This is a genomic window from Micromonospora pisi, assembly GCF_003633685.1.
Taxonomy (GTDB): domain Bacteria; phylum Actinomycetota; class Actinomycetes; order Mycobacteriales; family Micromonosporaceae; genus Micromonospora_G; species Micromonospora_G pisi.
Map to the genome: position 1 here is coordinate 2,881,216 of NZ_RBKT01000001.1, position 21,289 is coordinate 2,902,504.

Annotated in this window: 21 protein-coding genes; 3 read left to right on the forward strand and 18 right to left on the reverse strand. The window is 69.7% G+C overall.

Annotation, left to right across the window (positions count from 1 at the left end):
• Positions 1 to 13: 13 nt before the first annotated feature.
• From BDK92_RS11780 to prmC, 14 genes are all read right to left on the reverse strand, one after another.
• Positions 14 to 1,141 carry an LCP family protein gene (locus tag BDK92_RS11780; protein ID WP_121156748.1) on the reverse strand — a complete coding sequence of 376 codons (1,128 nt, stop codon included), beginning with the start codon at positions 1,139 to 1,141 and terminating at the stop codon, positions 14 to 16.
• Positions 1,142 to 1,333: 192 nt separating this feature from the next.
• Complete coding sequence (gene atpD / locus BDK92_RS11785; RefSeq protein ID WP_121156749.1) at positions 1,334 to 2,770, reverse strand: F0F1 ATP synthase subunit beta; 1,437 nt, start codon at positions 2,768 to 2,770, stop codon at positions 1,334 to 1,336.
• The gene (locus BDK92_RS11790) at positions 2,770 to 3,699 is read right to left on the reverse strand and encodes a F0F1 ATP synthase subunit gamma (RefSeq protein WP_121156750.1); all 930 of its coding nucleotides are present in this window, start codon (positions 3,697 to 3,699) and stop codon (positions 2,770 to 2,772) included. Before BDK92_RS11790 ends, atpD begins: the two co-directional genes overlap by 1 nt.
• Before the next feature lie 9 nt (positions 3,700 to 3,708).
• The gene (gene atpA / locus BDK92_RS11795) at positions 3,709 to 5,361 is read right to left on the reverse strand and encodes a F0F1 ATP synthase subunit alpha (RefSeq protein WP_121156751.1); all 1,653 of its coding nucleotides are present in this window, start codon (positions 5,359 to 5,361) and stop codon (positions 3,709 to 3,711) included.
• A gap of 66 nt (positions 5,362 to 5,427) precedes the next feature.
• A complete protein-coding gene (locus BDK92_RS11800) occupies positions 5,428 to 6,249 on the reverse strand; it encodes a F0F1 ATP synthase subunit delta (protein ID WP_121156752.1) in 822 nt (273 codons plus the stop codon).
• A complete protein-coding gene (locus BDK92_RS11805) occupies positions 6,249 to 6,785 on the reverse strand; it encodes a F0F1 ATP synthase subunit B (protein ID WP_121156753.1) in 537 nt (178 codons plus the stop codon). Before BDK92_RS11805 ends, BDK92_RS11800 begins: the two co-directional genes overlap by 1 nt.
• Positions 6,786 to 6,817: 32 nt before the next feature.
• On the reverse strand, positions 6,818 to 7,048 hold the full coding sequence (locus tag BDK92_RS11810) for an ATP synthase F0 subunit C (RefSeq protein WP_121156754.1): 231 nt from the start codon (positions 7,046 to 7,048) through the stop codon (positions 6,818 to 6,820).
• 68 nt (positions 7,049 to 7,116) lie between these two features.
• Positions 7,117 to 7,911 (reverse strand): F0F1 ATP synthase subunit A, encoded by a 795-nt coding sequence (gene atpB / locus BDK92_RS11815; protein ID WP_121156755.1) that lies wholly within the window; start codon positions 7,909 to 7,911, stop codon positions 7,117 to 7,119.
• Positions 7,912 to 7,923: 12 nt separating this feature from the next.
• Positions 7,924 to 8,166, reverse strand: a complete 243-nt coding sequence (locus tag BDK92_RS11820; protein WP_121156756.1) for an AtpZ/AtpI family protein — start codon at positions 8,164 to 8,166, stop codon at positions 7,924 to 7,926.
• Between the two features lie 150 nt (positions 8,167 to 8,316).
• Entirely contained in the window at positions 8,317 to 8,757 is a 441-nt protein-coding gene (locus BDK92_RS11825; protein WP_121162002.1) for a hypothetical protein, read from the reverse strand.
• A gap of 82 nt (positions 8,758 to 8,839) precedes the next feature.
• Positions 8,840 to 10,117 carry a serine hydroxymethyltransferase gene (locus BDK92_RS11830; RefSeq protein WP_121156757.1) on the reverse strand — a complete coding sequence of 426 codons (1,278 nt, stop codon included), beginning with the start codon at positions 10,115 to 10,117 and terminating at the stop codon, positions 8,840 to 8,842.
• Positions 10,118 to 10,238: 121 nt separating this feature from the next.
• Positions 10,239 to 10,862, reverse strand: coding sequence for an arsenate reductase/protein-tyrosine-phosphatase family protein (locus tag BDK92_RS11835; protein ID WP_121156758.1), 624 nt, complete (start codon positions 10,860 to 10,862; stop codon positions 10,239 to 10,241).
• A complete protein-coding gene (locus BDK92_RS11840) occupies positions 10,863 to 11,507 on the reverse strand; it encodes an L-threonylcarbamoyladenylate synthase (RefSeq protein WP_121162004.1) in 645 nt (214 codons plus the stop codon). It lies immediately after the preceding gene.
• The gene (prmC, locus tag BDK92_RS11845; RefSeq protein WP_121156759.1) at positions 11,507 to 12,484 is read right to left on the reverse strand and encodes a peptide chain release factor N(5)-glutamine methyltransferase; all 978 of its coding nucleotides are present in this window, start codon (positions 12,482 to 12,484) and stop codon (positions 11,507 to 11,509) included. Before prmC ends, BDK92_RS11840 begins: the two co-directional genes overlap by 1 nt.
• A gap of 73 nt (positions 12,485 to 12,557) precedes the next feature.
• Between prmC and BDK92_RS11850 the strand changes: the two genes are divergently transcribed.
• Positions 12,558 to 14,114: a GGDEF domain-containing protein gene (locus BDK92_RS11850; RefSeq protein WP_121156760.1), complete on the forward strand. Its 1,557-nt coding sequence runs from the start codon at positions 12,558 to 12,560 to the stop codon at positions 14,112 to 14,114.
• 51 nt (positions 14,115 to 14,165) lie between these two features.
• Here the strand turns inward: BDK92_RS11850 and prfA are convergent, their stop codons facing one another.
• Together prfA and rpmE are read right to left on the reverse strand one after the other, a co-directional pair.
• Positions 14,166 to 15,254: a peptide chain release factor 1 gene (prfA, locus tag BDK92_RS11855; protein WP_121156761.1), complete on the reverse strand. Its 1,089-nt coding sequence runs from the start codon at positions 15,252 to 15,254 to the stop codon at positions 14,166 to 14,168.
• 137 nt (positions 15,255 to 15,391) lie between these two features.
• Positions 15,392 to 15,616 carry a 50S ribosomal protein L31 gene (gene rpmE / locus BDK92_RS11860; RefSeq protein WP_121156762.1) on the reverse strand — a complete coding sequence of 75 codons (225 nt, stop codon included), beginning with the start codon at positions 15,614 to 15,616 and terminating at the stop codon, positions 15,392 to 15,394.
• Positions 15,617 to 15,829: 213 nt separating this feature from the next.
• On the opposite strand from rpmE, the gene BDK92_RS11865 reads away from it, so the two are divergent.
• Both BDK92_RS11865 and BDK92_RS11870 read left to right on the forward strand, forming a co-directional pair.
• Positions 15,830 to 16,921: an RNA ligase gene (locus BDK92_RS11865; RefSeq protein WP_246016975.1), complete on the forward strand. Its 1,092-nt coding sequence runs from the start codon at positions 15,830 to 15,832 to the stop codon at positions 16,919 to 16,921.
• Positions 16,922 to 16,924: 3 nt separating this feature from the next.
• On the forward strand, positions 16,925 to 17,821 hold the full coding sequence (locus BDK92_RS11870; protein WP_121156764.1) for a phosphatase domain-containing protein: 897 nt from the start codon (positions 16,925 to 16,927) through the stop codon (positions 17,819 to 17,821).
• Positions 17,822 to 17,890: 69 nt separating this feature from the next.
• Here the strand turns inward: BDK92_RS11870 and rho are convergent, their stop codons facing one another.
• Complete coding sequence (rho, locus tag BDK92_RS11875) at positions 17,891 to 19,915, reverse strand: transcription termination factor Rho (protein WP_121156765.1); 2,025 nt, start codon at positions 19,913 to 19,915, stop codon at positions 17,891 to 17,893.
• Positions 19,916 to 20,211: 296 nt separating this feature from the next.
• On the reverse strand, positions 20,212 to 21,255 hold the full coding sequence (thrB, locus tag BDK92_RS11880; protein ID WP_121156766.1) for a homoserine kinase: 1,044 nt from the start codon (positions 21,253 to 21,255) through the stop codon (positions 20,212 to 20,214).
• Positions 21,256 to 21,289 lie beyond the last annotated feature (34 nt).

Below are 21,289 nucleotides of genomic sequence, written 5' to 3' on the forward strand. Positions count from 1 at the left end.
ACGGGTCGCGATGTTACTTGTCCTTGTTGATCAAATCAGGATGTGCGGCGACGAACGAGTCCAGGGTGTCCGCCTCCACCGAGGCGAAGAAGTCCGGGGCCGGGTCCTGCAACTGCTCACCCTGGTAGTTGCTGGCGGTGCCGAGCGCGGCGTGCGGCAGCTTGATCAGGGTCATCGAGTCGGACCGCAGGTCACGCAGGGCGAAGGCCCAGTCGGCGACACTGTGCCCGCGACCGCTGAAGATCAGGGACTGGCCGGCGGCACGCAGCACCGCGTCGAGCTTGAGCGGGTTGGTCACCACGTCCCGGCTGAGCGCCTGGCTCGCCATCGCCCGGATGAACTGCTGCTGGTGGCGCTGACGCCCGTAGTCGCCGTCGACCAGGGTCTTGCGCTGCCGTACGTAGTCCAGCGCCTGCCAGCCGTTGAGGTGGGCCTCGCCCTTCTTGTACTCCCGCTGCGGGCCGATGTAACCCTCGCCGTTCGGGTTGCCCGGTCGCGGACTGCCGTCCGGCTGCAGGTGCTCGGACTTGGTGTCGGCGTCGATGTACATGTCGACGCCGCCCATCGCGTCGACGATCTTCTTGAAGCCGCTGAAGTTGAGGATCGCACCGGCGTCGAACCGCTTGATCCCGGTGTAGTTGCTGATCGTGGTCTGGAGCAGCTCGAAGCCGCGTGCCGCGTCCGGGTTCTTGCCGGGCACGATACTGCCGTGCGACATCGCCGAGTTGAGCCGGTCGTTACCGCCGGGGTAGTTGGCCTTGGGGAACGCCGGGATGTCCACCCGCAGGTCCCGGGGCAGGGAGAAGAGGTACGCCCGGTCCATTCCGGCGGGCACGTGCAGAATCATGATCGAGTCGGCCAGCGGCGGCGTTGACGGCTGCCGCGGGTCGATGCCGACCAGCAGGATGTTGACCGGGCCCTTGATGTCCGAGGTCTTCGGCGGCGGGGTGGCGGCCGTCTCGTCACCGAAGAGGTCGGCGCTGGCCACCGCGCCCTGGTAACGGGAGAGCAGCGCCTCGAACCCGACCAGTACGACACCACTGAGCAGCATCAGCGCCGTACCGAAGATGATCGAGACCCGCGCCCAGCGCGGCACCGTCGATCGTCTCCTGCGCTTGCCGTGGGTGGTGGTCGTATCCATGTCGGTCACCCGCGTCTCCCGTCCTCGCCTGCCCGGTCAGGCCGCCCCTCGCGGGCACGACGTTGCAGAGCGTAGCGCTGGATCCTGGGGAACCCCTCGGAAGATCAACTCGACCGACGGCCGTCGCGGGTGGCGACAGAAAAGGGACCGTGTCGGCTATCGCCGGCACGGTCCCTTTTCGTGGTACGGAAACTAGTCCTTCATCAGCTCGCGAGCGTTGCGCTCCAGGTCGTCGAGACCACCGCACATGAAGAATGCCTGCTCGGGGAAGTGATCGAACTCACCCTCGCTGATCTTCTTGAACGCCTCGACGGTGTCCTTGACCGGCACGTACGAACCCTTGATGCCGGTGAAGACCTCAGCCGCGTAGGTGTTCTGCGAGAGGAAGCGCTCGATCCGGCGGGCCCGGCCGACCGTGATCTTGTCTTCCTCGGAGAGCTCCTCGATACCGAGGATGGCGATGATGTCCTGCAGGTCCTTGTAGCGCTGCAGGATCCGCTTCACCTCGGAGGCGACGGTGTAGTGCTCCAGCCCGACGTACTCCGGCGCGAGGATCCGCGAGGAGGACGCCAGCGGGTCCACCGCCGGGTAGATGCCCTTGTCGGAGATCGACCGCTCCAGGTTGGTGGTCGCGTCCAGGTGGGCGAAGGTGGTCGCCGGCGCCGGGTCGGTGTAGTCGTCCGCGGGGACGTAGATCGCCTGCATCGAGGTGATCGCCTGGCCCCGGACCGACGTGATCCGCTCCTGCAGCTCGCCCATCTCGTCGGCGAGCGTCGGCTGGTAACCCACCGCACTCGGCATACGGCCGAGCAGGGTGGAGACCTCCGAACCGGCCTGGGTGAAGCGGAAGATGTTGTCGATGAAGAGCAGCACCTCCTGCTTCTGCACGTCCCGGAAGTACTCCGCCATGGTCAGCGCGGAGAGGGCGACCCGCAGACGCGTGCCCGGCGGCTCGTCCATCTGGCCGTAGACCAGGGCGGTCTTGTCGATGACGCCGGACTCGGTCATCTCGTGGATGAGGTCGTTGCCCTCACGGGTCCGCTCCCCCACCCCGGCGAAGACCGAGGTACCACCGAAGTTGTTCGCCACCCGGATGATCATTTCCTGGATGAGAACGGTCTTGCCAACACCCGCGCCACCGAAGAGGCCGATCTTGCCACCCTTGACGTACGGGGCGAGCAGGTCGAGCACCTTGATGCCGGTCTCCAGCATCTCGGTCTTCGGCTCAAGGTCGGCGAAGGCCGGGGCCTTCCGGTGGATGCCCCACCGGTCGGACACCTGGAGCTTCTCGCCTTCCTTGAGGTTCAGGCACTCGCCGATCGCGTTGAACACGTGACCCTTGGTGCCGTCACCCACCGGAACCATGATCGGGTTGCCGGTGTCGCGCACCTCGGCGCCGCGGACCATACCGTCGGTCGGCTGCATCGAGATGGCGCGGATCATGTTGTCGCCCAGGTGCTGGGCGACCTCGAGGGTCAGCGTCTTGTCTCCACCGGAGAGCGAGACGGTGACGTTGAGGGCGTTGAAGATTTCCGGCATCGCGTCGCGCGGGAACTCGGCGTCGACGACCGGGCCGATGACCCGTACCACCCGACCGGTGGCGGTCTTCGTCTCTACTGGTGCAGTCATCACACTTCACTTCCCGACGCGGCCAGCGCGTTGGCGCCGCCGACGATCTCACTGATCTCCTGGGTGATCCCGGCCTGGCGGGCCGAGTTCATCTCGCGGGTGTATCTGCCGATCATGTCCTCGGCGTTGTCGGTCGCGCTCTTCATCGCGCGCCGACGGGCCGCAGACTCGCTTGCCGCCGATTCGATCAACGCCGCGTAGATGCGGGTGTTGATGTACTTCGGCAGCAGCGCGTCGAGCAGCGCCTCCGCCTCCGGCTCGAACTCGTACGCCGGCAGCAGGCCCTCGGACCGGGGCCGGTCCTCGACCTCCATCGGACCGATGATCCGGGTGACCGGGTTCTGCGTCATCAGCGACTTGAACTCGGTGTAGACGATGTGCAACTCGTCCACGCCGAGCACGCCGTCGATGCCGGCCTCGCCGCCCTCGTCGTCCGCGCCGTGGGTGAACGCCTTGATCAGCGTCTCACCCACCTCACGGGCATCGGCGAACGTGGGCTGCTCCGAGAAGCCGGTCCAGCTCGCCGCGATCGGGCGGTTGCGGAACTTGTAGAACCCGACACCCTTACGGCCGATGACGTAGAGCACCGGCTCCTTGCCGTCACTGCGCAGCCGAGCCAGCAGCGACTCAGCCGTCTTGATCGCGTTGGAGCTGTAACCGCCGGCCAGGCCGCGGTCACTGGTGACCACCACGACCCCGGCCCGCCGGACCCGCGGACGGGCGGTGAGCAGCGGGTGATCGATCGCCGCGTTGGACGCCAGCGCGGTGAGCACACCGGTGATGGCCTGGGCGTACGGCAGGGATGCCGCCACCCGGGCCTGGGCCTTGGCGATCCGGCTCGTCGCCACGAGCTCCATCGCCTTGGTGATCTTCTTCATCGACTTCGCCGAGCGGATTCGTTGACGAAGAACGCGAACCTGGGCCGCCATTGCTCAGCCCTACTTCTCTGCCGGCTGGTCGGTCCCGCCATCGCGGTACCGGGTCACGGTCTCGCGGTTCTCGTCGCCCTCGAGCGGCGCGGCGGCCGGGTCGTTGACCTTCACCTCGTCCTGGTTACCCAGGAACTGCTGCTTGAACCGGCCGATGGCCTCGTCAAGCGCGGTGGTGATGTCGTCGTTCCAGTTGTTGGCGGCGATCGACTGCATGGTCGGCGCGTAGTTGCGGCCCAGGAAGTCGAGGAACTCGTTCTCGAACCGGCGGACGTCGGGCACCGCGATGTCGTCGAGCTTGCCCTCGGTGCCGGCCCAGACCGAGACCACCTGCTGCTCGACCGCGAACGGCGAGTAGTTCGGCTGCTTGAGCAGCTCGACCAGGCGGGCACCGCGCTCCAGCTGGTTACGGGAGGCCCGGTCCAGGTCCGAGGCGAAGGCGGCGAACGCCTCCAGCTCGCGGTACTGGGCCAGGTCCAGCCGGAGCCGGCCGGCGACCTTCTTCATCGGCTTGACCTGCGCCGCGCCACCGACCCGGGAGACCGAGGTACCGACGTTGATCGCCGGGCGGACACCCTGGTTGAACAGCTCACCCTCGAGGAAGATCTGCCCGTCGGTGATGGAGATGACGTTGGTCGGGATGAACGCCGAGATGTCGTTGCCCTTGGTCTCGATGATCGGCAGACCGGTCATCGAACCACCACCCAGCTCGTCGGAGAGCTTGGCGCAGCGCTCCAGCAGGCGGGAGTGGAGGTAGAAGACGTCACCCGGGTAGGCCTCGCGGCCCGGCGGGCGACGCAGCAGCAGCGACACGGCGCGGTACGCCTCGGCCTGCTTGGTCAGGTCGTCGAAGACGATCAGGACGTGCTTGCCGCCGTACATCCAGTGCTGCCCGATGGAGGAGCCGGCGTACGGAGCGATGTACTTGAAGCCGGCCGGGTCCGAGGCGGGCGAGGCGACGATGGTGGTGTACTCCATCGCGCCCTGCTCCTCGAGCAGGCCCTTCACCGAGGCGATGGTGGAGGCCTTCTGGCCGATCGCCACGTAGATGCAGCGGACCTGCTTGGCCGGGTCGCCCGACCGCCAGTTGTCCCGCTGGTTGAGGATCGTGTCGATGGCGACCGTGGTCTTGCCGGTCTTCCGGTCACCGATGATCAGCTGACGCTGACCCCGGCCGATCGCGGTCATCGCGTCGATGGCCTTGATGCCGGTCTGCAGCGCCTCGGTGACACCCTGACGGGCCATCACGTTCGGGGCCTGCAGCTCCAGCTCACGGTAGCCCTCGTTGGCGATCTCGCCGAGGCCGTCGATCGGGTCACCGAGTGCGTTGACCACACGACCAAGGAAGGCGTCGCCGACCGGGACCGAGAGCACCCGGCCGGTGCGCTTGACGCGCTGCCCCTCCTCGATGCCGGCGTAGTCGCCGAGCACCACGGTGCCGATCTCGCGGACGTCGAGGTTCAGCGCCACACCGAGCGTGCCGTCCTCGAACTCCAGCAGCTCGTTGGCCATCGTCGAGGGGAGTCCCTCGACGTGCGCGATGCCGTCACCGGCGTCGGCGACGGTGCCGACCTCCTCGCGGGAGATGTCGGGCGAATAGGAGGAGACGTAGCGCTCCAGGGCGCCGCGGATCTCCTCCGACGAGATGGTCAGCTCGGCCATCCTCTGCTTCCTCTATTCAGGGCCCGGAGTTAACTCAGAGCGGCAGCTAAGTACGGCGTTCTGCGTTCAGCGCTTGCTGAGCGCGTTACGGGTTTCGGTGAGTCGGCGCAGGATGGTGCCGTCGTAGAGATCGGCACCGACCTGGACGCTCAGCCCGCCGAGCACGTGCGGGTCGACCGTCTGCTTGACGGCGACCTCCCGACCGTAGATCTCGGTCAGCTTGGTGCTCAGCCGGCGCTCCTCATCCTCACCGAGGGGCGCCGCGACGGTCACGTAGGCCACCTGCCGGTCGCGGCGGTCGGCGGCCAGTTCCACCAGGCGGGTGAGCCCGTTGGAGAAGGACCGTCCGCCGAACCCGGCCAGGGCCACCTCAGCGAGGCGGATGGTCGACGGCTTGGCCTTGCCGGAGAGCAGCGTCCGGACCAGTTCGGCCCGCTGTGCAGCCGGCGCGATCGGGTCGGAGAGGGCGTTGCTCAGAGCGGTGTCCGCCCCGACCACCTGACCGAAGCGGAACAGCTCGTCCTCGACCTCACCGAGGTCGTCGGCCCGGTCGGCACTGGCGAGCAGCGCCTCGACCCCGAGCCGCTCGGTCCCGTCCAGCAGTTGCGACGGTGCCGACCAACGGCCGCCCACCAGTACGGTGAGCAGCTCCTTGGCGTCCGAGGTGACCTTGTCGCCGACCAGGCTGCCCAGCAGGCCGCCCCGCTCCTCGCCGGAACGGGCCGGGTCGGACAGGGCCCGCCGCAGCCGCGCCTCACGGCGCAGCAGATCGGCCACGGCGAGGATCCCGTCGGCGGTGTCGGTGATCGCCGACGGCTGGGCGGTCTGGGCGTACGCGTCCAGACGTTCCGCCGCGGCGGCGTACGACTCCCGGCTGGCGGCCTGCATCAGCGGGCCCCCGCGCTCTCGAGGCCGGTCAGGAACCGCTCGACCGTGCCCTTCTGGCGCGCCTCGTCGGCCAGCGACTCACCGACGATCTTGCTAGCCAGGTCGACGGCGAGCGTGCCGACCTCCGCGCGCAGTTCGCGCACGATGGTCTGCCGCTCGGCGGCGAGCTGTTCCTTGCCGAGCGCGATGATCCGGTCGGACTCCTCGCGCGCCTTGGCCAGGACGTCCTGTCGGATGCCCTCGGCGTCGGCCCGCGCGTCGTCACGGATCTTGGCGGCGTCGGTACGCGCCTCCGCCAACTGGGCCCGGTACTGCTCGAGCAGCTGGTTCGCCTCGGCCTGCGCGACCTCGGCCCGCTTGATGCCACCCTCGATCGCGTCGACCCGCGCCTGGAAGGTCTGCTCCATGCGTGGGAAGACGAACTTCATCAGCACGAAGCAGAGGATCGCGAAGGCGACCGATCCAACCACGATCTCCTGCCAGAGCGGCAGGATCGGGTTGTGCTCTGTCGCGCCTTCAGCAGCGAGTGAATACATGTGAACCCCTCCGTTGACGAAGGCCGGCGGAACTAGAGCTGTCCCTGCCAGATGAAGCCGAACGCGATGCCGAGCAGGGCGAGCGCCTCGATCACGGCGAAGCCGATCCAGACGTAGGGCAGGGTGATCCGGGACGACTCAGGCTGACGCGCGGTCGAGTTGATGTACGCGGCGAAGACCAGGCCGACGCCGATACCCGGGCCGATGGCGGCAAGGCCGTAACCGATGGCGGCGACGCTGCCCTCTACTGCGGCGATGTCCATTAGTGGGTTCCTCCTGGTTATCACGCGTGACGGTCACGCGGGACGACAACGGTTGTGCGGTTGTGGAATCAGTGCTCTTCGGCGACAGCGCCCTGGACGTAGCTGGCGGTCAGCACGACGAAGACGTATGCCTGCAGGACGATGACCAGTCCTTCGAGGAAGGTCAGCGCGACGGTCATCACCCAGGAGAGCACCGAGACCGGGGCCAGCAGCGGGGTCGCGTTGAGCATCGCGAATCCGCCGAGGGTGAAGACCAGCAGGAGCATGTGGCCGGCGAACATGTTCGCGAACAGACGCACGGCCAGTGAGAACGGGCGAACCAGGAACGTCGAGAAGAACTCGATCGGAATCAGCAGCGGCAGGATGTACCACGGCGCCGGCGGGATCAGCGAGTGCTTGAAGAACTTCGCCGCCCCGTGGTGCCGGATGCCCACCCAGATGAACATCACGTAGCTGATCGCCGCGAAGATCGCCGGGAAGGCGATGTGCGAGTTCGGCGAGATCTGGATCAACGGAACGATGCTGAACAGGTTCGTCAGCAGGATGAAGCAGAAGAGCGTGGTGAAGTACGGCGCGAAGGCGACTCCGCGGTGCCCGATCATCTCCACGGCGATGTTGTTGCGAACGAAGCCGTAGATCGACTCAGCGAACCACTGCTTCTTGGTCGGCACCAGCTGCGGGTTCCGGTAGCTCAACAGGAAGAAGAGGATGAGCAATCCGGCCGCGAGCCAGACCAGCAGGGTGATCTTGGTGACCCAGAGCGAATGTTCGCCCCAGGGGGCGATGCTGGGCAGGAAGAAGTCCCCCACGCTGGGTGGAAACGGGGAATCGCCCTCCGCGAGGACGACCGTTTGTCCGATCACCGCGTCCCTTCCCTAGTTAGGCGGCGCGCCGAGCCGGCGGATGACCAGGTAGATCCCCCCGGCCGCGCCGAGCACTACCCCGATCCCGATGGCGACGCCATCGGTTTCGAGCCATCGGTCGACCAGCCAGCCGATGAGGCCCCACACCAACATCCCTGCGATCAGGTATGCGAGCGCGGTCCATCCCTGTCCGGCGTTGGGCGGCGGATAGTCGCCCGTGCCGTCAGGGGAGTGGGGGGTTTGGTCACCGGCCATGACGGGGCGAACGATATCAGCCAGAAATACGAGGCAAGGAGGCACCCCCCGCACAACCGGTGTGTGTGGGCGTTCTGGGGCGCGGCGTCGTCTGGAGGCACGCTACTCCGCTTCGGCCCGCTGGGAAATGACCGATCACGGACAGTTTTTTTACGCGCTGGTCGTCTCGGCGAGTCGGCGAAGGTGAACGGTACTGATCCACCAGATGTGCACACCGGTCCAGACGGCCACCGCGACGGACAGTCCCAGCGCCAACGGCACCAGTCCTGGCCAGCCCGTAGCCGCCGCGGCGGCCATCAGCACCCCGAACACCGAGAATTTGGCCACGTACATCGCCAGACCGAACGGTAGGACCAGTTGTGGGTCCAGCGAATCGGCCCAGGCCACGACCAAGGTGGAGGATGTGTAACTGAAAGTGACCACAGCAACGCCGATCGCCGCGCCGAGTGCGCCGGCCGTACCGACGGTCAGGCCACCGACGAGCGCGGCCAGAGCGATCAGCGCCGCCGAGGCGGCCAACAGTGGCGGCAGATGCCGTAGTCGCCAGTAGCGGTCCGCCGGCACTACCGAATCCGCGGCACCGACGTCCAGTCCTCCCGGGTCGACGATCTGCTCGGCGGGGGCGGGTTCCGGGGCGCCGTCCGGGACCGCCTCGGCCCGGTCCCGCGTCAGCTCAGCCACGGGGGTACGCCGGAAAGCTCGCGACCAGGTCCGCGACATCGCGGGCGACCTCGGTCAGTGTGTCGGCGCCACCCGCGGCGGCCGGGTCGGTCCGGATCGCCCGGGAGATCAGTGTCGCGATCTGCCGCATCTCGCCCTCTCGCATGCCCTGTGTGGTGACGCTCGGCGTGCCGACCCGGATCCCGGAGGCGACCGCCGGCTTACGTGGGTCGTACGGAATCGCGTTCTTGTTCAGCGTGATCGTCGCCCGGTCCGCCCGCTCCTCCGCGTCCCGCCCGGTGACGTCCAGCTCACGCAGGTCGACCAGGGCCAGGTGGGTGTCGGTGCCCCCGGAGACGGGACGCATCCCCTCCGCCGCCAACCCGTCGGCCAACGCCTGCGCGTTCCGGACCACCTGGGTCGCGTACGCCTTGAAGTCAGGTTGCGCGGCCTCGCGCAACGCGACCGCCTTGGCCGCGACGGCGTGCATCAACGGCCCGCCCTGGGTGAACGGGAAGACCGCCTTGTCGATCCGGTCGGCGAGCGACTCCCGACAGAGGATCATTCCGCCGCGTGGCCCCCGGAGCACCTTGTGGGTGGTGAAGCAGACCACGTCCGCGTGCGGCACCGGCGACGGGATCGCCCCACCGGCGACCAGCCCGATGAAATGCGCGGCGTCCACCATCAGGTACGCCCCGACCTCGTCGGCGATCTCCCGGAACCGGGCGAAGTCGATCAGACGGGGGTACGCGGTGGCGCCACAAATGATCAGCTTCGGTCGGTGCGCGATCGCCAGGTCGCGAACCTCGTCATAGTCGATCAGCTCGGTGTCCCGGCGCACGGTGTATCCGACCGGCGCGAACCACTTGCCGGAGAAGTTGACCCGGCTGCCGTGGGTCAGGTGACCGCCGTGCGGCAGCTCCATCGCCAGCACCGTGTCACCCGGCTGCACCAGCGCCGCGTACGCGGCCAGGTTCGCGCTCGCCCCGGAGTGCGGTTGCAGGTTGGCGTGCTCGGCGCCGAACAGCTCCCTGGCCCGGGAGATTCCGATCTCCTCGGCCCGGTCCACCTCGGCGCAGCCGCCGTAGTAGCGCCGGCCCGGATAACCCTCGGCGTACTTGTTGGTCAGCGTCGAACCGAGCGCGGCCAGCACCGCCGGCGAGGTCAGGTTCTCGCTGGCGATCAGTTGCAGCCCGCCCCGCAGCCGGTCCAGCTCGCCCAGGACCACGCCCGCGATTTCCGGGTCGGTGGCCGCCAACTCATCGAAGTCGGGCCCAAAGAACGTGCTCATCGTGGTCTCCTCGTCGGGTGCGCCACCGCAGTGGAGTGTACGGAGCACCTCCCGCGTGATCCATGCACGCCCTGCTCAGGGGTGGGATGGGCGACCACGCTCGGGGACACGACGACCCGACTCAGGGCAGCAGCGTGGCGGCGAGCGGTTCCACCGTCTCTTCGATCTCGTCGGCGACCCGGCGGAACGACTGGTCGCCCCGCCCCCACGGATCATCGAGGTCGTCCGTCGGCAACGGCTCGCTGCCCTGCCGGGCCGCGTCGACCGCCGCCACCAGCTCGACCCCACGGGCGTAGACCGCCTCGGGGGTGGCCGCCGCGGCCGGCAGCCGGGAGAGGTCGACGGTGGCGAGCAGCCGGCCGAACTCACCGAGCACGAAGGTACGGGCGGCCGCGTCCGGGCGGAGCGCCACGACGTACTCCTGCTGGTCGGCGGTGGCGGTCAGCACCAGGTCGGCGGCGTCGATCTGGTCCGACCGGAGCTTGCGGGCGGCGAAACCCTCGACGGCACCGCCACGCAGCAGGACCTGACGGGCGGCCGGCGGGTTCATCTCCTCCCCCGCGTGCCAGCCACCGGTGCCGGCGCTGTGACTGTGCAGCAACTGGTCGGCGAGCGCCTGGTCGACCGGCGTACCGTCCGCGTGCCGGGCGAGCCGTTCGCGGATCGCGAAGGTGAGCAGCCGTTCGGCCATCGGCGAGCGGCAGATGTTGCCCATGCAGACGTGCAGGACGGTGAACGGCGGCACTCAGCCCCCCTGGGCCTGAAGATCGGGCACGACGTCGCGGAGCTTCTCCAACGGGATCGCCCCCTCCCGCACCACCCGGGGCACCGAGCCGGTGAGGTCGACGATGGTGCTCGGCACCGGGTCCGGGCAGGGCCCGGCCTCCAGGTAGGCCCGGACCGCGTAACCGAGCTGGTCGCGGGCCTCCTCGGCGGTGACCGCCGCCGGCTGTCCGTGCTTGTTCGCCGAGGAGACCGCCATCGGGCCGGTCTCCCGGAGCACCTCCAGCGCCACCGGGTGCAGCGGCATCCGTACGGCGACGGTGCCGGAGGTGTCGCCGAGGTCCCACTGGAGGCTCGGCGAATGTTCGACGATGATCGTCAGGGCGCCCGGCCAGAAGGCCGCGACCAGGTCACGGGCAGCCTGCGGCAGGGTGAAGACCAGCCCGTCCAGGGTGTGCCGGGAGCCGACCAGGACCGGCGAGGGGACGTTGCGGCCCCGCCCCTTGGCGTTCAGCATCGCGGTGACGGCGTAGGGCGTGAACGCGTCGGCGCCGACCCCGTAGACCGTGTCGGTCGGCAGGACGATCAGTTCACCGTTCTTGACCGCCTCGATCGCGGCGGCGATCCCACGGTCGCGTTCGGCGAGGGACCGGCAGTCGTAGAGCATCACGAGGAGCCAGTCTGCCACGCCGGAGCGGCTTCGTCGGCACGGGTGCCGACGGAACGGCGTGCGGTGACGAACCGGGGCCGACCAGCCAGGTCGGGATGATCCCGTACCTCCTCGAAGGCCCCGTACGCACGGAGCAACGCCGGCACCGCCTCGGCGTGGGTGTCATCGTGCTCGATGCCGAGCAGCCCACCGGGGCGCAGCAGGGCGGCGGCCCGGTCCAGCACCGGGCGGATCACCGCCAGGCCGTCGGCGCCACCGAAGACCGCCTCCGCCGGGTCGTGGTCGGCCACCTCCGGGGGTACGGCGATCGCCTCCGGCACGTACGGCGGATTGCAGAGCAGTACGTCCACCCGCCCGGCCAACTCGGCGAGCAGCCCCGGATCGGTCACGTCGCCGGCCACCACCTCGATCGGCCGGTCCCCGGCGGCGGCCCGCTCGGCCGCGTTGCGCCGCAGCCAGACCAGCGCCTCGGTGGACCGCTCGACCGCCACCACCCGGGCGCCCGGCACCTCGTCGGCGACGGAGAGGGCGATGGCACCGCTGCCGCTGCAGAGGTCGACCACCACCGGATCACCGGCACCACCCGTACCGCCGGCCTCGCCGGCGATCCGCTTCGCCGCGTCGACGCCGACGCCGGCGAGCAGTTCCGTCTCCGGTCGGGGGATGAAGACACCGGGCCCGACCGCCAGTTCCAGATAACGAAATGGCGCCGATCCGAGCAGGTGCTGCAACGGTTCACGGCCGGCCCGACGGGCGACCAACGCCTGGAACCGCTCCAGTTGGGCGGGGGTGAACCGGGCGGTCAGCGCCAGCCTTCCCCGCGAGGTGTCCAGCACGTACGCGGCCAGCAGTTCGGCCTCCACCCGTGCCGGCCCGATCCCGGCCGCGCTCAGCACCCCGGCCGCGTCGGCGACGGCGACCGGCGGCCGCAACCGTTCTGACCCTTCGGCGGGCTGCTGTAGGAAATCTGTCACGCCATAATCATGAGACGTCGGACCGGGCACCGGTTACGGGTGCCCGCCGTCCGCGATTCGTAGGAGGTTCCGCGTGAGCTGGCTCGACCAGGTCAAAGACCAGGCCGAGGTCCTCATGCACGCCCGCAGCCTGATGGAGGCTGGCCGGTCGGCGGCGGCGTGTCAGACCTTCGAGCAGGTGATCGACACCACCGACGACCCGTACTCGCGCGCCGACGCGCTGGTCCAACGCCTCTCCGCGCTGATCAACCTGGGCCGCACCGCCGAATACACCACCGCGGTCGAACGGGCCTTCGAAGCCGCCCGTGACCTGACCGAGCCGTACCTGCACGGGCACCTGCACGCGCTGGCCGCGCTCGCCGCCCACGACCACGGCGCGCTCGACCGGTGCGTCACCCACCTGGTACGCAGCGCCCAGGCACTGACCGCGGTGGAGGACCCGGACCGGGAGACCGCGTGGGGCTGGCACGACCTGGCGATGGCCTACTCCTACCTCAGCTTCCACGGTTACGCGCTGGCCGCGATCGAACGCGCCCGTCAACTCGGCGCCGCCGCCGGGATACCGGACGAGACCTTCGCCGCCCCCGGGATCAGGCTGCGCAACGCGGTCACCCTCGACCATCACGGCGACAGCGACGGCTGCCTGCGGGTGCTCCGCGACATCGGCGGCGACCTGGAGCGGTTCATCTCCGTCGGTGGCGGCGAGCGGCTCCGGCCGAGCAGCCTCTGCGCGTACGGCTACGCGGTCGCCCGGCGGGCCGCGCTCGGCGAGCAGACCGAACTGCCGGCCGGGATCTCCGCCGCCGCTCTGCTCGGCCAGGGCGGGGACGGCGCCCGCGCCAGGGACATGCGGCAGCTCGGCGAGGCATGTCTGGCGATCGCGGCCGGGCGTCCGATCGAGGCGATGACCCGACTGGAGCGGCTCACCGTCGCGGCCGAGACCCTGGGCGCGGCCGAACACGCCCGGTTGCGGAGCCTGGCGTACAGCAGGGCGGGCGACCATCCGGCCGCGCACCGGGCGGACCGGTTCGCGTTCCGGCTCGCCGCGCAACGCAACGACCGGCTCCGGGACGTGTACGTGGACGGGATCGCGGCCCGGATCGACCACGAGGAACTGCGCCGCGAGGCGGCCCGGTACGAGGACGAGGCCCTCACCGATCCGCTCACTGGCCTGCCGAACCGCCGCCGGCTGGAGCGTTACGTCGCGGCGATGGTCGGGCGGGGCGAGCGGGCGGTGATCGGGGTCTGCGACCTCGACGGGTTCAAGGCGGTCAACACCGCGCACGGCCACCACTCCGGGGACCTGGTGCTGCAACGCATCGCCGGGGTGATCAACCGGGTGATGCGGCGCGGCGATTTCGTGGCCCGCTTCGGCGGCGACGAGTTCGTGGTGGTGCTGCCGAGCGCCGGCATGGCCGAGGCCGCCGAGGTGGGGCGCCGGATCAGCGCAGCGGTGCAGGCCGAGGACTGGGCCTCACTGGTGCCGGGCACGCCGGTCGGGGTCAGTGTCGGCTTCGCCGAGGTGAGCGGCACCGCCGCCGGGCTGCGGGAGGCGCTCGGCACCGCTTTCAGGGTCGCCGACCGGGAGATGCTGCGGGCCAAGAGCCGGCCCCGCGCCACGCTTTCCTGACCACCGCCCGGCGGCGCCGGTCCGGCCCGCCGGGTGGTGCCGTCGGACGACTCAGCGCCGGGAGAGCTCGTTCTCGCCGGCCAGCCGGGCCGCCCGGTCCGCCTCGGTGAGCGCGCCGAGTACCGCGTCCAGGTCGCCGGCGAGCACCAGGTCGAGGTTGTAGGCGGTATAGCCGATCCGGTGGTCGGTGATCCGGTTCTGCGGGTAGTTGTAGGTTCGGATCCGCTCGGAGCGGTCGACCGTACGCACCTGCGAACGGCGGGCGTCGGAGGCGGCGGCGTCAGCCTGCTCCTGGGCGGCGGCGAGCAGTCGGGCACGCAGGATGCGCAGCGCCTGTTCCCGGTTCTGCAGCTGGCTCTTCTCGTTCTGGCAGGAGACCACGATCCCGGTCGGCAGGTGGGTGATCCGCACCGCCGAGTCGGTCGTGTTGACCGACTGGCCGCCGGGGCCGGACGAGCGGAACACGTCGATGCGCAGCTCGTTCGGGTCGATGGTGACGTCGACGTCCTCCGCCTCGGGCAGCACCAGGACGCCGGCGGCACTGGTGTGGATCCGCCCCTGGGACTCGGTCACCGGCACCCGCTGCACCCGGTGTACGCCGCCCTCCCACTTCAACCGGGACCAGACCCCGTTGCCGCCCTCCGGTACGCCCTTGGTCTTGACCGCGAGCGAGATGTCCTTCACCCCACCCAGATCGGAGTCCTGCACCTCGAGCACCTCGGTCACCCAGCCGTGCCGCTCGGCGTACCGGGTGTACATCCGGAGCAGGTCACCGGCGAAGAGCGCGGACTCGTCCCCGCCCTCACCCGCCTTGATCTCCAGAATCACGTCCTTGGCGTCGTGCGGGTCACGCGGGGCGAGCAGTTCGGACAGCCGCTGTTCGAGGACTGGCAGCGAGTCGGCCAGCGTCTCCGCCTCGGCGGCGAAGGAGGCGTCCTCGGCGGCGAGTTCCCGGGCGGCGTCGAGGTCCGACCGGGCCTGCGCCAGCTCACCGGCGGCCTTGTGGATGGGGGTCAGTTCCGCGAACCGGCGCCCGACCCGCCGGGCGACAGCCTGGTCGGCGTGGATGGCCGGATCGGCCAGCCGCTTCTCCAGTTCCGCGTACTCGCCGAGGAGTCCCGCCAACCGCTCACTGCTCATTGCCCGTACTCCTTATGGCGACCGGAGGAACGCGGCCTGTGCCGGCCGGGAAAACCGCGGCGGGATTCCTTCCGCGGGCAGATACGGACAGCGCCCGCGACCCGGTACGAACCGGGACGCGGGCGCCGTCGACGCAGCTACTTGGCCTTCTTGGCCTGAACCTTGGCGTACTTCTGCTGGAACTTCGCAACCCGGCCGGCGGTGTCGAGAACGCGCTGCTTACCGGTGTAGAACGGGTGGCAGGCGCTGCAGGTCTCGACGTGGATCGAGCCGCCCTTGGCGGTGCTGCGGGTGGTGAACGTGCTACCGCAGGAACAGGTCACCTCGGTGGTGACGTATTCCGGGTGGATGTTGGGCTTCATGTCGCCTCGGTCCCTTTCGTCAAGTGGTCGCCGGGTCGCCGTCAACGCTCGTCACGATCGCGTGGCGCGCTCGGGCGTGAACCGGAACCGGTGGCCGATTGACCAGTGTGCCATGGGCCTCGACCCACCCCGAAATCGGGCTGCACACCGGATCCGTGGTGGTTAACGTACCTCCACCCCTACGCATTCCCCTCACGCCGGAAGGCACACCCCGTGACCACCCCTGTGCACGTACCCGAGACCCCGCTCGACCGTCTCTTCGACCCCTCGGACCTGGTCACCGCGATCACCGAGGGGCAGGTACGCGCACAACGCCACCCCGAACTGCCACTGAGCGTCTACAACTACACCGAGGCGGCCAGCTACGCCGGTGCCTGGACACCGGTGACGTTGGCCTGTCGGGGGCTGATCGTGGACGACGTGACCGGTGCGGTGGTGGCCCGGCCGTACCCGAAGTTCTTCAACCACGACCAGCCGGAGGCGCCGGACCTGCGGTTCGACGCGGCGGTGACGGTGACCGACAAAGCCGACGGTTCGCTGGGTGTGATCTACCCGACTCCGGGCGGGTACGCGGTCGCCACCCGGGGCTCGTTCAGCTCGGACCAGGCCCGGCACGCCACCGGGGTGCTTCGCGCCCGGTACCCCGACTTCGTACCGCCGGCCGGGCTGACCGTGCTGGTCGAGATCATCTACCCGGGCAACCGGATCGTGCTCGACTATGCCGGCCTGGACGACCTGGTCCTGCTCGGCGCCGTCGAGATCGGCAGCGGGCGCAGCCACGGCCCGGCGGCGGTGCCCGACTGGCCCGGTCCGGTGGTGGACACGTTGCCGTACCGCACCCTCGCCGAGGCACTCGCCGCGCCGCCCCGGGAGAACCGGGAAGGGTTGGTGGTGCACTGGCCGGACACCGACCAGCGCGTGAAGATCAAATATGCGGACTACGTACGGCTGCACCGCCTGGTGTTCGGCCTCAGCGCCCGAAGCGTCTGGGACGTCATGGTCAACGGCGGCAGCCTGGCCGCGATGGTCGAGCCGCTGCCGGACGAGTTCCACGTCTGGGTGGAGAAAATCGCGGCCGAGCTGACCGCGACCGTCGAGGCCCGCGCCGACGCCATCGAAGCCGCGTACGGTGAGATCGTCGCCGGGCTACCGGACGGCTGGACCCGTCGCGACTTCGCCGGGCGGGCCCTGGCCCACCCGGAACGCGCCGCCCTCTTCCTCCGGCTCGGCAACCGGGACTACCGCTCGCTGCTCTGGCAGCAGGCCCGGCCGACCGGCGACCGCACCCCGCACAGCCCGGAGTAGAGAATGACCCGACTGATCCTCACCCGGGGGCTGCCCGCCTCCGGCAAGACCACCTTCGCCCGCAAACTCCAGCCGGGCGTGGTCCGGGTCAACCGCGACGACCTGCGCCGGATGCTGCACGGCACCCGCCTTTTCACCCAGTGGGCCGAGGGGCAGGTGACCGCCGTGCAGCGGGCCCAGGTCGAGGCGCTGCTCCGGGCCAAGGTCGACATCTGCATCGACGACACCAACCTGCGGTCGAAGACCGTACGGGAATGGGCCGAGCTCGGCGCCCGGTTCGACGCCACCCTGGAGGTGCACGACTTCACCGACGTACCGGTCGACGAGTGCGTACGCCGTGACGCCGACCGACCGGAGCAGGACCGGGTCGGCGAAGAGGCGATCCGGCGCATGCACGAGCGTTACCTGGCCGGGCGCAACCTGCCCCTGCCGGTGCCGTACGTGGCCCCGGGCGGCCCGGCCACCGTCTACCAGCCGACCCCGGACAAACCCGAGATCGTGCTGGTCGACATCGACGGCACGGTGGCACTGATGGGGGCCCGCAGCCCGTACGACATGAGCCGGGTCGGTGACGACCTACCGAACCCGTCGGTGATCGCCGCGGTCCGGGCGATGCACTCGGCCGGCTACGGCATCGTCTTCTGCTCCGGTCGGGACGACTCCTGCCGCGCGGAGACCGAGGCCTGGCTCGACCTGCACGTGGCCGTGCCGTACCTGGGCCTGTTCATGCGTCCGTACGGCGACAGCCGCAAGGACGCGGTGGTCAAGCGGGAGATCTTCAAACGGGAGATCCATCCCCGTTACCAGGTGGTCGGCGTCTTCGACGATCGGATGCAGGTGGTCCGGATGTGGCGCGACCTCGGCCTCACCGTCTTCCAGGTCGCCGACGGCAACTTCTGAGGCGGTGTAAGGAAGGGCCCCTTGTTAACGCTATGCGTTAACAAGGGGCCCTTCCTTACATGCGGTGGATTACTCCCCCGGGGTGGACTTCGCGATCTGCATCAGGAACTCGATGTTGGTACGGCTCTGCTTGAGCCGGTCCAGCAGCAGGTCCAGTGCGGCCTGCGAGTCCAGCGAGTGCAACACCTTGCGGAGCTTGTGCGTGATGGCCAGCTCCTCCGGCGCGAGCAGAATCTCTTCCTTACGCGTACCGGACGGGTGGATGTCGATGGCCGGGAAGACCCGCTTGTCGGCGATCTTCCGGTCCAGCTTCAGCTCCGCGTTACCGGTGCCCTTGAACTCCTCGAAGATGACCGTGTCCATCATGGAGCCGGTCTCCACCAGGGCGGTGGCGAGGATGGTCAGCGAGCCGCCGTTCTCGATGTTGCGGGCCGCACCCAGGAACCGCTTGGGCGGGTAGAGCGCCGTCGAGTCGATACCACCGGACATGATCCGGCCGCTGGCCGGCGCCGCCAGGTTGTACGACCGACCCAGCCGGGTCACCGAGTCGAGCAGGACGACCACGTCGTGGCCGAGCTCGACCAGGCGCTTGGCCCGCTCGATCGCCAGCTCCGCGACGGTGGTGTGGTCCTGCGGCGGCCGGTCGAACGTGGCCGCGATGACCTCGCCCTTGACCGAGCGCTGCATGTCGGTGACCTCTTCGGGCCGCTCGTCGACCAGCACCACCATCAGGTGGCACTCCGGGTTGTTGTGGGTGATCGCGTTGGCGATCGCCTGCAACACCATGGTCTTACCCGCCTTCGGCGGGGAGACGATGAGCGCCCGCTGGCCCTTGCCGATCGGCATGACCAGGTCGATGACCCGGGTGGTGAGGATGTGCGGCTCGGTCTCCAGGCGGAGCCGTTCCTGCGGGTAGAGCGGGGTCAGCTTGTAGAACTCCGGCCGCCGCTTCGCCTCGTCCGGCTCCATCCCGTTGATCGTGTCGAGCCGCACCAGCGGGTTGTACTTGTCCCGGCGCTGCTCACCGTCACGGGCCGCGCGGACCGCGCCGGTGACCGCGTCACCGCGACGCAGGCCGTACTTCTTGACCTGGGACATCGACACGTAGACGTCGTTCGGGCCGGAAAGGTAGCCGGTGGTCCGGACGAAGGCGTAGTTGTCCAGCACGTCGATGATGCCGGCGACCGGGACGAGCACGTCGTCCTCGTTGACCTGGGGCTCGCGGCCACCGGTCGTCTCGGTGCCCTCCGGCCGGTCGTTGCGGCCCCGACGGCGGTCGCGGAACCGGCTACGACGGCTGCGACGGCCACCGCCCTCGCCGTCGTCGTCCATGTCGTCGTTGCGGTCGTTGTTGCGGTCGCCGTTGCGGTCACTGCCGCGTTCGACGTTGCGCTCGTTGTTCCGGTCTCCGTTGCGCTGACCGCGCTCGGCCCGGTCGTTGCGCTCGCCCCGTTCGGCGCGGTCACCACGTTCGGCGCGCTCGCCCCGGTCACCACGCTCGGCCCGGTCACCACGCTCGGCCCGGTCACCACGCTCGGCGCGCTCGGCCCGGTCACCGCGCTCGGCCCGGTCACCACGGTCAGCCCGTTCCCGGCCACCACGGGCCTCGCCCCGCTCGGCCCGATCGGCCCGCTCAGCGGTCTCCGCCGCCGGCTCCTCGGCCTTCGGCTCGGCAGTGGTGGTGGTGGCAGCGGTCGCCGCGGCGGCACGGTTGGACCGACGAGAGGAACGCTCACGCCCGGTCGGCTCGGCGGTCGCCGGCTGGGACTCGTCCGCGCCACGCCGCTCGGCGGTGTCGCGCACCTCGGCGCGTACCTCTTCGCGCGCCGGAGCGGCCGCGGCCGCGACCTCGGCCCGGGGACGCGGCGGGCTACCCGCGGCAGCGCCGCCCTGTCGCTCGGAGATCGCGCTGATCAGTTCGCCCTTGCGCATCCGGGCGGTACCGGAGATGCCGAGCGACGCGGCCAGGCTCTGCAGCTCCGGCAGCAGCATCGCCGACAAGCCGGTGCCAGTCCGGCGGCGACGGACGGGACCCGCGGTGGCTTCGCCAGCGACGTTGGAAACATCCGACGTCACGTCGGTGGTGTCGCTCAATGGATTCCTTCCCTCGATAAGGCCGGGGCTACCCGGGATCGACTAACAAGGTGGCCGGGCGGCCTCGGTACACCCGCCTCGCGTCGCGCGTAACGGGAGTCTTAACACAGCAGCCGGTTTTCCCGACTCACCAACGTCGGTGAGCAGTCTTCGCCGTCTGCGGCGACCGGTTGGAAAAACTGCGGTGCGGCGTGGGCCTAGGCAAGGGTGAGACGGGCTAACCGCCGAAAGCTTCGGGGGTGCACCGACCCGCAGGAGATCGCATGCTTCGCGGCTGTGCTAAGTCTAGAGCGTAATCAACTCTTCCGACCTGCGGCAACAGGGTCCCGCTCGGCGTGTCCAAGTCTAACCCTATCAACCAGGGCGCCGGTCACGTCTACTGGCAACAACCGAACCGACCAGCCGATTCCCGGGTCGAACTCCTCCGGCACCGTGGACAGGGCCAGCACGGTCGGACCGGCCCCACTGACCACCGCCGCCACACCTGCCTCTCGCAACGCCGTGACCAGGGCGGCTGTTCCAGGCATGCCGGTCGCCCGGTAGTCCTGGTGCAACCGATCCTCGGTGGCGGGGAAGAGCAGCGACGGGTCCACGGTGAGCGCGTGCACGAGCAGTGCGGCCCGTCCGGCGTTACGCGCCGCGTCGTGGTGCGGCACCGTGGCCGGCAACGCCGCCCGGGCCACCGCCGTGAGCCCACGTTCCTCCGGTACAAAAAGAACGGGCGTGACGGCGGCGGACGGCCGCAGCGTGACCGCACGTGCCCCGTCAGCCGGGTTCGTCACAGCGGCATCAGCGGCATCAGCGGCCTCAGCGGCCACTGCGTTCACACTCGCCACGCCGGCCATGCCGGCCACGGCCGGAGCGGTGGTTTCGGTCCAGGCGATGGTGAAACCGCCGAGCAGGCAGGGCGCCACGTTGTCCGGGTGTCCCTCGATCTCGGCCGCCAGCCGCAGCGCGCCCGCGTCGTCGAGCCGGTCCGCGCCGTCGGCGACCAGCGCCCGCGCCAACTCGACACCCGCGACGATCGCCGCCGACGAGGAACCTAGGCCACGGGCCTGCGGTATGCCGTTCACGCAGTCCAACGCGAGTCCGCGCGGCTGACCGCCGAGCAGGTCGAAGGTGGCGCGCATGGCCCGTACCACCAGGTGGGTGTCGTCGTCGGGGAGTTCGCCGGCACCGGCGCCGGTCACCGTGACCTGGCAGCCGCCAGCGGTCACCCGGGCGCTGACCTGGTCGTGGAGCGCGAGCGCCAGGCCGAGCGAGTCGAAGCCCGGTCCGAGGTTGGCGCTGGTCGCGGGCACTCGGACCCGGACCGGCTCGGAAACGAAGGACAACCCCATCCGGTCATGCTAGAGCGGGCGGCCGGCAGGTCTG

Coding starts and splice junctions, on each gene's coding strand:
- BDK92_RS11780 (WP_121156748.1), bottom strand. CDS start 1,141: ATGGATACGACCACCACCCACGGCAAGCGCAGGAGACGATCGACGGTG.
- atpD (WP_121156749.1), bottom strand. CDS start 2,770: ATGACTGCACCAGTAGAGACGAAGACCGCCACCGGTCGGGTGGTACGG.
- BDK92_RS11790 (WP_121156750.1), bottom strand. CDS start 3,699: ATGGCGGCCCAGGTTCGCGTTCTTCGTCAACGAATCCGCTCGGCGAAG.
- atpA (WP_121156751.1), bottom strand. CDS start 5,361: ATGGCCGAGCTGACCATCTCGTCGGAGGAGATCCGCGGCGCCCTGGAG.
- BDK92_RS11800 (WP_121156752.1), bottom strand. CDS start 6,249: ATGCAGGCCGCCAGCCGGGAGTCGTACGCCGCCGCGGCGGAACGTCTG.
- BDK92_RS11805 (WP_121156753.1), bottom strand. CDS start 6,785: ATGTATTCACTCGCTGCTGAAGGCGCGACAGAGCACAACCCGATCCTG.
- BDK92_RS11810 (WP_121156754.1), bottom strand. CDS start 7,048: ATGGACATCGCCGCAGTAGAGGGCAGCGTCGCCGCCATCGGTTACGGC.
- BDK92_RS11820 (WP_121156756.1), bottom strand. CDS start 8,166: ATGGCCGGTGACCAAACCCCCCACTCCCCTGACGGCACGGGCGACTAT.
- BDK92_RS11830 (WP_121156757.1), bottom strand. CDS start 10,117: ATGAGCACGTTCTTTGGGCCCGACTTCGATGAGTTGGCGGCCACCGAC.
- BDK92_RS11840 (WP_121162004.1), bottom strand. CDS start 11,507: ATGCTCTACGACTGCCGGTCCCTCGCCGAACGCGACCGTGGGATCGCC.
- prfA (WP_121156761.1), bottom strand. CDS start 15,254: ATGAGCAGTGAGCGGTTGGCGGGACTCCTCGGCGAGTACGCGGAACTG.
- rpmE (WP_121156762.1), bottom strand. CDS start 15,616: ATGAAGCCCAACATCCACCCGGAATACGTCACCACCGAGGTGACCTGT.
- BDK92_RS11870 (WP_121156764.1), top strand. CDS start 16,925: ATGACCCGACTGATCCTCACCCGGGGGCTGCCCGCCTCCGGCAAGACC.
- thrB (WP_121156766.1), bottom strand. CDS start 21,255: ATGGGGTTGTCCTTCGTTTCCGAGCCGGTCCGGGTCCGAGTGCCCGCG.